This window comes from Corynebacterium sp. KPL4035 (assembly GCF_037908325.1).
GTDB classification, from domain to species: Bacteria; Actinomycetota; Actinomycetes; order Mycobacteriales; family Mycobacteriaceae; genus Corynebacterium; species Corynebacterium kefirresidentii.
This window is the reverse complement of the sequence record NZ_JBBMGF010000021.1, coordinates 1-9656: the sequence shown is the minus strand read 5'-3', so window position 1 is coordinate 9656 and position 9656 is coordinate 1. Positions and strand designations below refer to the sequence as shown.

At 58.4% G+C, this 9656-nt stretch carries 10 protein-coding genes; 4 read left to right on the top strand and 6 right to left on the bottom strand.

Annotated elements, in window-relative coordinates; genetic code table 11:
* Positions 1-146: 146 nt before the first annotated feature.
* A complete protein-coding gene (gene msrB, locus WMP96_RS11575) occupies positions 147-569 on the top strand; it encodes a peptide-methionine (R)-S-oxide reductase MsrB (protein WP_340433579.1) in 423 nt (140 codons plus the stop codon).
* A 107-nt stretch (positions 570-676) separates the two neighbouring features.
* On the opposite strand, the gene hemQ is transcribed toward msrB, so the two are convergent.
* Positions 677-1378: a hydrogen peroxide-dependent heme synthase gene (gene hemQ, locus WMP96_RS11570; RefSeq protein ID WP_340433576.1), complete on the bottom strand. Its 702-nt coding sequence runs from the start codon at positions 1376-1378 to the stop codon at positions 677-679.
* Positions 1379-1591: 213 nt separating this feature from the next.
* Between hemQ and WMP96_RS11565 the strand changes: the two genes are divergently transcribed.
* Both WMP96_RS11565 and WMP96_RS11560 read left to right on the top strand, forming a co-directional pair.
* The gene (locus WMP96_RS11565; RefSeq protein ID WP_232212620.1) at positions 1592-2185 is read left to right on the top strand and encodes a DUF3000 domain-containing protein; all 594 of its coding nucleotides are present in this window, start codon (positions 1592-1594) and stop codon (positions 2183-2185) included.
* A gap of 1 nt (position 2186) precedes the next feature.
* Positions 2187-3431 (top strand): HRDC domain-containing protein, encoded by a 1245-nt coding sequence (locus WMP96_RS11560; protein ID WP_340433573.1) that lies wholly within the window; start codon positions 2187-2189, stop codon positions 3429-3431.
* Between the two features lie 21 nt (positions 3432-3452).
* Here WMP96_RS11560 and dxs read toward each other — a convergent pair whose 3' ends face one another.
* The 5 genes from dxs to dut all read right to left on the bottom strand — a co-directional run bounded on the left by dxs (position 3453) and on the right by dut (position 8938).
* The gene (dxs, locus tag WMP96_RS11555) at positions 3453-5378 is read right to left on the bottom strand and encodes a 1-deoxy-D-xylulose-5-phosphate synthase (RefSeq protein ID WP_023021410.1); all 1926 of its coding nucleotides are present in this window, start codon (positions 5376-5378) and stop codon (positions 3453-3455) included.
* 128 nt (positions 5379-5506) lie between these two features.
* The gene (locus WMP96_RS11550; protein WP_023021409.1) at positions 5507-6730 is read right to left on the bottom strand and encodes a class I SAM-dependent RNA methyltransferase; all 1224 of its coding nucleotides are present in this window, start codon (positions 6728-6730) and stop codon (positions 5507-5509) included.
* On the bottom strand, positions 6723-7451 hold the full coding sequence (locus WMP96_RS11545; RefSeq protein ID WP_301715698.1) for a DUF3159 domain-containing protein: 729 nt from the start codon (positions 7449-7451) through the stop codon (positions 6723-6725). The genes WMP96_RS11550 and WMP96_RS11545 overlap by 8 nt, the downstream gene beginning before the upstream one ends.
* 17 nt (positions 7452-7468) lie before the next feature.
* The gene (locus tag WMP96_RS11540; protein WP_340433570.1) at positions 7469-8416 is read right to left on the bottom strand and encodes a DUF3710 domain-containing protein; all 948 of its coding nucleotides are present in this window, start codon (positions 8414-8416) and stop codon (positions 7469-7471) included.
* Positions 8417-8464: 48 nt separating this feature from the next.
* Positions 8465-8938 (bottom strand): dUTP diphosphatase, encoded by a 474-nt coding sequence (gene dut, locus WMP96_RS11535; RefSeq protein WP_023021406.1) that lies wholly within the window; start codon positions 8936-8938, stop codon positions 8465-8467.
* 64 nt (positions 8939-9002) lie between these two features.
* Between dut and WMP96_RS11530 the strand changes: the two genes are divergently transcribed.
* Positions 9003-9539, top strand: coding sequence for a DUF3093 domain-containing protein (locus tag WMP96_RS11530; RefSeq protein WP_200288991.1), 537 nt, complete (start codon positions 9003-9005; stop codon positions 9537-9539).
* The last annotated feature ends 117 nt before the right edge of the window (positions 9540-9656 follow it).

Below are 9656 nucleotides of genomic sequence, written 5' to 3'. Positions count from 1 at the left end.
CGTGGGCGTCTGCATCGCACCCGGATGCTGGGCGGTGGATGAATTTTTTCACGGCCACGGCAGGATGGGCGCTGCTTATCGTCGCAATTTTCGCTACGGTCGCTGGCTGGTGGCGTGCCGCGCGCAGAGCGGTTTAGACTCGGCTCATGACCGATTTCAAGCTCATTGCTGATACCGAATGGCGCCAGCGTTTAAGCCCCGAGGAATACTATGTTCTGCGTGAGGCAGGTACGGAGCCGCCCCATGTAGGCGAGTACACCAATACTACTACCGAGGGTGTCTATTCTTGCCGCGCGTGTGGAGCGGAGCTTTTCCGTTCCACGGAAAAGTTTGAGTCCCATTGTGGCTGGCCGTCTTTCTTCTCCCCGCTTGCCGGAGACAAGATCATCGAGCGAGAAGATAACTCGCTAGGCATGCGCCGAGTAGAGGTCTTGTGTGCCAACTGCGAATCGCACCTAGGCCACGTCTTTGAGGGCGAGGGCTACGACACCCCTACTGACCTTCGCTATTGCATTAACTCCATTTGCCTTGACCTGGAGGACAAACCGGTAGAAGGTGGCACCGCTTAAAGGGCCTCGACACAACTTACGCCCCGTCAGCAGCCTGGCTGCCAGGCTAGTGAAGGGGCGCAGCCCGGGACGTCGCCAAGCAGGGCTTTTGCTGGGCGACGCTTCTTTTAGGGCAGTACTGCAATGAGTTCTGCTACGTCCTTGACGCGACGGCCGGTGTGGAAAGGAATTTCCTCGCGCACGTGGTGACGGGCTTCGGTATAGCGCATCAGGTACATCAGGTCGACGATACGGTGGAGCTCATCCGCCTCAAAGGCCAGAATCCACTCGTAGTCACCCAACGCAAAAGCCGGTACGGTATTAGCTCGCACATCAGGATAATCACGCGCTTGCATGCCGTGCTCCATAAGGATGCGGCGGCGCTTTTCCTCGTCCATGGTGTACCAGTCATAGGAGCGCACGAAGGGATAGACCGAGATCCACTCCTTTGGCTCCTCGCCCATGATGAAAGACGGCAGGTGCGACTTATTAAACTCCGCTGGACGGTGCAAAGCGTTGCCTACCCAGGTCACTTCGCTAACCTGGCCCAAGGTGGTCTCGCGGCGAAAGTCCCCAAAGACCTTCTGCAGGTCAGAGAATTCCTCGGCGTGCCACCAGATCATAAAATCAGCAGAATCGCGCATAGCCGTGAGGTCATAGATACCGCGCACCGTCACTTTGCCAGCCTCTTCAACGTCGGCGAAGAACTTCTGCGCTTGGGCGATGATTTCCGCTCGCTCGGTGCCGAGCGCCCCCGGGATCACCTTAAAAACTGCGTGCTGGGAATATCGCTGAACCGCATTGAGTTCCTTGTAGTCTAGCTTCGCCATTGCGTTCTCCTTTGCCAAAGCCTCTGGGTAATCGGACATATCCATCATAAGTTGGATATGAAACCTTGTCACTTCCCCCGCCGCGGGGATGCCGACACGCTCTCGCATCGGCGCGCCTCCCCCAGCTAGAGGCTGGGAAACTATAGCTTGAACGTCGTGAGCAATTCCGAATCGACCACCCCACGCAGCGCCGAGGCTTCCGCCCCCACTCCTTTGCACAGGCAAGCGGAAAGCCACGAACCAGCTACCCCCGCCGCATTCACCCAAGCAGTGGAGTCAATGCACGCGGCCGACCTGCGCCCCGAGATAACCCTGGGCTCCATTCGCCCACCGCAGCGCCTTGCGCCGTTTAGCCACGCTATCGGCCTCGAGGTGGGAGGCGAAGACAACCCAGACATCGTGCCCACTGATGCGGAAGGCGATGCATTTGGCCGCCTTATCTTGCTCCACGATCCGGGTGCTGAGGAAGCCTGGGAGGGCGCTATGCGCCTTGTGGCGTATATTCAGGCCGATATGGATGATGCCGTAGCAGGAGATCCGCTCTTGCCCGATGTGGCTTGGCAGTGGCTCAATGAAGGCCTAGAAGAGGAAGGCGCCGACCACACCAACTTGGGTGGCACCGTCACCTCTACCGCGTCCGTTCGATTTGGGGAGATTGGTGGCCCACCGCGCGCCTATCAAATCGAAATGCGTGCTTCGTGGACCGCTGAAGGCCTCGATCTGGCGCCTCACGTGCAGGCTTTTGCAAAGGTATTGGCTAACGTTGCCGGCCTCCCTCCTGAGGGCGTTACCAAGCTCGGCCACTAGAATGCCAGAATTGCGCAGCCGGCCGGTAGAGGGCATCCCGGCGATCCTTGCTACCCGGGATGAATTCACCGCTGCCGCCGCACGCCTAGCTGCAGGTACGGGCCCGTTTGCCATCGATACTGAACGCGCCTCTGGTTATCGCTACGATGACCGCGCCTTCGTAGTTCAAATTCGCCGCTGCGGCGCAGGCACCATGCTTTTTGCCCCTGAAGGCCATCGCGCGGAGCTCACCGCTGCCCTCGCCCCAGTACTCAACGGGGCGGAATGGATAATTCATGCCGCGCATTCGGATTTGCCCTGCCTAGGGTGGCTTGGGCTATTCCCCGGCTCCATCTTTGATACCGAGCTAGCGGCGCGGCTCGCTGGTTTCGACCGCCCGAATCTGGGCACAATGGTTGCAGAGCTTTTTGATATCGAATTAGAAAAAGGCTACGGCGACGCTGACTGGTCAACCCCGCAGCTCAGCGAGGAACTCAAGGCCTATGCCGCACTAGATGTGGAGCTGCTCCTCGAGCTAGCCGATTCACTACGCGATATCTTGGCCGAACAAGACAAAATGGATTGGGCGCTAGAGGAATCTTCCTCCATTGTCCGCGAGCATGCCGGTGATACTCACCCGCAGCCACCTACTTGGCGCGACCTAAAGGGAGTCTCCAACCTGCGCAACGGCAGCCAGCTTGCCGCCGCTCGTGCGCTATGGCTCAAACGGGACGCAATAGCTCGGCGCACCGATACTGCACCCGGCCGGGTTTTAGCGAATAAGACGCTGGTAGAAATTGCGCGCGCTCTCCCCACCTCTGGCAGCGATTTGGCCCGCATCAAGGGTTTTCCCCGCCGGCGCAAGGGGGCCACCGCCCGCTGGATGGCGGTGCTAAACCAGGCGCGCGCCATTCCCCCGCACCAGCGGCCTCGCGTGCACCGTACCCCGCATCCGGTCCCTTCCAAGACCATCTGGACCAAGGACTACCCTGATCTCTGGGAGATATATCAAACTATTCGCGCCGACATCGCGGAACTAGGCGATGATCTTGGAATGTCCTCCGAGCTTATTATCCGCCCCGCCACCGTGCGCGCCGCAGTATGGGCGAAGGTAGGGGTACGTGCTGATAAACGCCACCGCGGACCTGATTCTGTTGCCGGTTCCATCCGCCAGCCAGACGACGTCGCTGCGTTTCTCCGCGCGGAAGGCGCGCGCGAATGGCAAATAGAATTGACCGCCCCGCTTATCGTGGACGGTCTTTTCTAGAAGATATTTATCAGGACAGGCCTAGCCTTCATTTCCCAGCTCATTGGCATCAGCAGTGAAGTTTTCTACCCACTCGCTAATCGAGGCCGCCATAAGTTCAGGGGTAAGCCCGAATTCCTCTAGGACCTCGCCGCGCGAGCCGTGCTTAGGGAAGTATCCCGGAACGCCAAGTCGGCGCACAGGGGTATTTACCTCGGCTGCGCTGAGGGCTTCAGAAATCATGGAGCCAATACCGCCGCGTACAAGGCCGTCTTCTGCCGTAACCACCAGATCGTGGTCAGCGGCGAGTGCCACAATAGAACTTGGAACCGGCACAACCCAACGCGGGTCAACGACGGTTACGTTAACGCCTTGCTCTCCGAGCAGCTTCGCTGCCTCGATGCTGCGCGCGGACATGGCACCGATAGAGACGATAAGCACCTCTGGGGTGTCCTCGCCAGCGTCGGCTTCGCCGTAGTGGAGGATGTCGACGCCATCCCCCAAGGTTTCTACCGCATCCATATCCGGCAGCAGGTTGCCTTTAGGGAAACGAACTACGGAGGGGCCGGATTCGATTTCTAGCGACTCCCGTAAGAGCTCCCGCAGGCGCGCGCCATCGCGCGGGGCGGCAATGTGTATGCCCGGTACGATGCTCATCAGCGCCATATCCCACACACCATTGTGTGATGCTCCATCGGAACCGGTAACCCCGGACCGGTCGAGCACGATGGTTACTGGCAGCTTCAGCAGCGCAATATCCATAATGACCTGATCCACGGCTCGATTTAAAAAGGTGGAATATACCGCCACGACCGGGTGCATACCCCCGAGCGCGAGACCAGAGGCGGAGGTCATCGCGTGCTGCTCTGCGATTCCCACGTCAAAGAAGCGTTCAGGAAAGCGCTCTTGGAACGGCGTGAGCCCAGTCGGCCCTGCCATGGCAGCGGTAATGGCCACAATGTCTTCGCGTTTTTCAGCAGCGGCTACAAGCTCTTCTGAAAAAGCTGCGGTCCAGCCAGGCTGCTTAGTTCCTTTTGCCACACCGGTGACCGGATCAATAGCACCGGTTGAGTGCATCTGATCCTTTGGCTCATTGACGGCTGGGGCAAACCCATGGCCCTTTTCAGTAACCACATGCACAATGATGGGTCCGTCATAATCGCGGGCATAGGTCAGGGCATGCACCAAGCTATCGATATCGTGCCCGTTAATGGGACCGATGTACTTCATGCCTAGTTCCGGGAACATCTCGGTTGGCAAGACCGTAGACTTGACGCCTTCTTTCATGGCATGCAGGGCATCGAAGGCTCGCTCGCCTACCCAACCCATTTGTTTCAGGCGGCGCTTGCCCTGCTCCATAAGTTCGTCATAGCCGTGCTGAGAGCGGATACGACCAAGATTTTCCGAGAGGCCACCGATGGTGGGCGAATAGCTGCGGCCATTGTCATTGACCACAATCACCGCATTGCGGTCCTTGTCCTCGGAGATATTGTTGAGTGCCTCCCAGCACATACCGCCGGTCAGGGCGCCATCACCAACGACGCCGATAACGTTGCGGTGACCATCGCCGCGGATTTTAAAGGCCTTTGACAAGCCATCCACCGTAGACAGCGAGGCCGAAGCGTGCGAGGACTCGGTCCAGTCATGCTCGGACTCGCCGCGGTCCGTGTACCCCGAAAGACCATCTTTTTGCCGCAAGGTATCGAATTGATCGGTGCGACCGGTAAGCATTTTATGCACATAAGACTGGTGCGAGGTATCAAAAATAATGGGCTCGCGCGGGGAATCAAATACGCGGTGCAACGCTATGGTCAGTTCCACCACGCCCAAGTTGGGACCCAAATGTCCGCCTGTGACGGAAACCTTATCAATGAGACGCTGCCGAATCTCTGCCGCAAGCTCTTCAAGCTTGTCTGCGGACAGTGCCTTGAGATCCTGCGGCGAGTTAATGGTATCCAAGATAGTCATGGAGCGGCCTTCAACTCCTTCTGTGCTTAGTTCTTCTTTTCTACCGTACCCGCGGCGGGCGGTGAATATTATATTCCGGCTAGGGCGCGGCACCGTACCCGGCCGCGCCTGGGCACCTATGCAGCGCATTAGGCAGGGGTAATGAGCGCAATCGTTTCGAAGTGATGCGTTCCGGGAAACGCGTTAATGAGCGCCATTTTTTCAATCCCGTACCCGTGTTCGTCCCAGTAATGCAGATCGCGAGCAAAGGTTGCTGGGTCACATCCCACGTGCACGACCGCTTGGGGTGCAGCGGCCGCCACGGAACGAATCACGTCTTTGCCTGCGCCGGTGCGTGGGGGATCGAGGACTACAGCGCCTGGTTTAGGTAACTGCGCAGCAACCTGCTCCACCTTCGCGGATTTTAGTTCCACATCGCAGTCCGCCAGGCAAGGCTGCTCCGCCGCCGTTGCCGCTGGCGAATAATCCACGGAGATGACCTTGCCCTGCACGGCTGCGGCCAGTGCTGGAACGAAAAGCCCAACACCGCCATAAAGATCCCAGGCGGTACGTTCCTGGTACTCACGTTGACCGAGCCACTCAGTTACCAGCTGGGTATACGCTGCCGGCGCCTGACTATGGGCTTGCCAAAAGGCAGTGGCGGGGAAGCTAAACGTCCTACTACCCACATGTTCTTGCACTTGGCCGCTGCCTTCTACCACCTCACGGATGGTCTCTACGCGGCGTCCGCGCGGAGCTTTGCGGGTTTCTACTACATGGCGGTCTCCCGCGCCATCGACAACAGCAATGACCTCTGCACCTGGGGTAAAACGACGTGCGCCTTCTCCGACGAGGCCGTCTGCCAATCCCGGAGCCAGCTGCGTACAGGCGGCTGCCGTAACGAGCTCATTGGACCGACGCTCACGGGTTCCAGCACGCCCTTGCTTGTCAACGCCCCACCGAACCCGAGTGCGCCAGCCCCTCACCGGCTCTAGGGTGTGTTGTTCAATGTCTAGGCCCGCACTGGTTTTAACGCCAGTGCGGCGCAGCTGCTCCGCTAAGATTTCTGCCTTAATCCCAGTTTCGGCCGCAGGATCTAGCTCTGCAAAATCGCAGCAGCCTGCCCCTTGTTCCGCAGCTGGGCACGACGATGGCACGCGCAGCGCACCCGGGGTCACTACACTGTCCAGGTCCGCCTTAATGAACGACTTCTTGACTCGGCCGGCCTTAGCCTTAACGACGTCTCCTGGAAATGCGCGTGGAACAAATACAACTCGCCCATCAGGCGCCTGGCCGATTCCTTCCCCGCCGTGTGCCATGCGGTCAATTCTCACCTCAAGAATATCGCCCCGGCTAATCGTAGGTTCAGTCATTTTCTACCTCGGCCTCTTGTAGTGGTTCTGGTTGTGCCTGCGTACGCTCACCCGCGCCTGTAGCTTCCTCCACAGCTGTGTCCGCGCGCCGCACCATCCACACGGTAAGCGCCGTTACCAGAAGGGTCAGGGGCCATCCCATTAAGATTCTGGTCACTCCCAATGCTGTAGTTGCATCGGCATCATAGATGGCGCGCTGGACAATAAAACGGGCAAGAAAGATTACCGCCCACCCACCGGTGGCTATGGCATAGGCCCGGCGCGCTGGGGTAATCTTCTGCCACTGCATTTCCTCGCCGTTAATCCCCTTCCAGATAACGCCCACCGCGGGCCACCGGAATAGGATCGAGAGTACGGCGGCAATGCATAGCGCCAACGACATCCAGATACCGTACAAGAAATACCCTTTGGCATCACCGGTAAACCAGGCGATTGCCGCACACAGAGCGACGCCCAAAAGCCCCGAAATGGCTGGCTGAAGGGTCTCTTTGCGAAGCACCCTCCAGATAGCGATAGCAACGGCCATACCAAGCGCCGCTGCGAGGGCTGGGCCCAGCCCAAAAAAGTTATTGACTGGAATCAGCACAATGACCGGCAAGGTAGCGGAAACGAGCCCGGATAGCCCACCCATTTGTTCCAATAGGGTGAGTTCGGCTTGAGGCTCATTAGCGTCAAGGTTCTTTGCGTCCTGGGAGGACTGCGGCGAGGAAGAGTGTGTCACGTGGTTTACTGCTTTGCCTAGTCTTTGGAAGTAGGTGCAGAACCCTCATCGGGGTCCTGCGGGGACGATCCATTCTCCCCCTCCTGTGGGGTGCCGCCCAAATCGCGCAAGTGCTGTTCCGCCTCTGCTTCTGCTGCAGGGTCTGGACCGCCAACGCCGTTTTCTGGGTGGTTCTGGGCATTAGCGGCTGCCTGCTGCTCCTGCTGGCGCTGGTCCATGGCCTGTTTGACTTGCTCTACGAGCTGCTCGGGCATGATGACCGGCAAAGCGTTTCCGGCCAAGATGGGGTCTTCTCCACGGTAGACAAAGGTGCGCGCGGCTACCTCGCGGGCCATTTCTGCCAGGTCAGCTTCCATTCCTGCCGGTGCCGCCAGCGTCATGCGCAGCATCCACCGTGGGCCATCTGCACCGATGACGCGAACCTGGCCATTGTCGTTTTTACCCACGACCTCAGCACCCCACGGGCCTGGCTCGGTAGTAACGGTGAGACCGTCGCGGCTCATGCCTTCCCTGATCTCCTCGACGGATTCTGCCCACTGGCCCGGCTTGCGTGGGGCGGCAAAGGCTACGGGGGTAATTCGGCCCACCTTGGTTACGATGTGCAGCATTCGCGGGCCTTGCTCGCCCATTTCTACTTGTACCTGGGACTCCTTTGGCAGTGGGATGCGCAGAGAGCCCAAATCTAAAATGCCGATGGAAAAGTCGCTGAAATCGAAAGTTTCGATATCTACGGAGTCACCATCAAAGGGGCCGGTCTGACCGTTGATAGCGTCATGGGCAAATTCGCGTGGTTCATTGCCAGAAGCTACCGCAGCATCGGCTGCGGTATCTTCTACCGGAGCATATGATTCCTGGGCATCTTTATCCACGGACTCGGGGCCCGCCGGCCTTTCGCCCTTTGCTGCAGGCTGTGCCTGCTCCTTCTTCGCATCCTCGTTCTTCTTGCCAAAGGGCCAGATTCCCATGGTTGCTACATCCTTTCTAGAAGTTTCGTTAAGTCTCTATTGCTTTAGCTACACGCCGGTAGAGCCATAGCCACCGGCTCCCCGGTCCGTGTCCTCCAATTCTTCGACCTCAGCAAATCCCACTAGCTCAACGCGCTGGACCACGAGCTGAGCGATACGCATTCCGCGTTCGATTTCGATAGGGGTATGCCGGTCATGGTTGATAAGGCAGACTTTGATTTCCCCGCGGTAGTCAGCATCCACTGTCCCCGGAGTATTAACTACCGAAAGCCCTTGTTTAGCAGCCAACCCGGACCGTGGATGAATCAAACCGACTGTCCCTAGTGGCAGCGCAATTGCAATCCCGGTGCCTACAAGGGCGCGCTCGCCGGGTTGCAACGTAAGTGCTTCTGCTGCGTAGAGGTCCGCACCGGCGTCGCCGCGATGGGCGCGTTTCGGCAGCGGAAGCTCCTTGTCTAGACGCTTGACTTTAATATCGCCGAAAGGGCTTTCTGGCTGAGAATATGGAAACGAGTCAGTCACCTGGCCAATCCTACCTGCCTTAGCAGGTTCATTCTGCGGTGCGTGTGGACTAGACTAGCTAGACGTGTCTGATACATCTGCTTCTTCCGCAACTCCGGCACCGTCGAGCTCCGCTTCTGCACAGGGCACGATGGCCCCTCAGGTGCTCTACCGCGAACGCCAATGGGTGCCTTGGTACTTTTGGCTTTTTGCCGCCGGCATCGTGGCACTTACTTCTGCTACCGCCGGGCTAAACCGCTCCATGTGGTGGACCATTATTCCTGCAATACTCCTTGGCGCCATCGCCGTGTGGGTACTTATTACGTGGTCCAATACGGTCATCGTGGTAGAGCGTGACCCAGACGGAACGCGTTGGCTCTCAGTCAAAGACGCCCAACTACCCAACGACGTGGTCTCGCGGTCTATCACGGTTCCCAAATCTGCACGGCGTAATGCGCTAGGCCCGCAATTCGATCCCGCGGCGTTCTTGGTCTCCCACGCTTGGATGGATGAGCACGCCATGATGGTGCTCAATGATCCTGAGGACGATACCCCTTATTGGCTCATCGCTTCGAAGGACCCAGAAGCTTTACTCCATGCCTTCCTGCCGGAACAGCACTAAATTTTAAAGACTTTGTAGACATCCTCGAACCGGCGGATTCGAGGCAGATTCTAGTGGTCGTGGAAACACTTCCTATGTTTCGGTTGAGTTTATCAGTGCGGCCATTTTCTCGGCTGG

What these genes read in the sequence shown, in the direction of transcription:
- WMP96_RS11560 (WP_340433573.1), top strand. Translation starts at nt 2,187, where the DNA reads ATGCCAGAATTGCGCAGCCGGCCGGTAGAGGGCATCCCGGCGATCCTT.
- WMP96_RS11550 (WP_023021409.1), bottom strand. Translation starts at nt 6,730, where the DNA reads ATGACTGAACCTACGATTAGCCGGGGCGATATTCTTGAGGTGAGAATT.
- dxs (WP_023021410.1), bottom strand. Translation starts at nt 5,378, where the DNA reads ATGACTATCTTGGATACCATTAACTCGCCGCAGGATCTCAAGGCACTG.
- WMP96_RS11540 (WP_340433570.1), bottom strand. Translation starts at nt 8,416, where the DNA reads ATGGGAATCTGGCCCTTTGGCAAGAAGAACGAGGATGCGAAGAAGGAG.
- hemQ (WP_340433576.1), bottom strand. Translation starts at nt 1,378, where the DNA reads ATGGCGAAGCTAGACTACAAGGAACTCAATGCGGTTCAGCGATATTCC.
- msrB (WP_340433579.1), top strand. Translation starts at nt 147, where the DNA reads ATGACCGATTTCAAGCTCATTGCTGATACCGAATGGCGCCAGCGTTTA.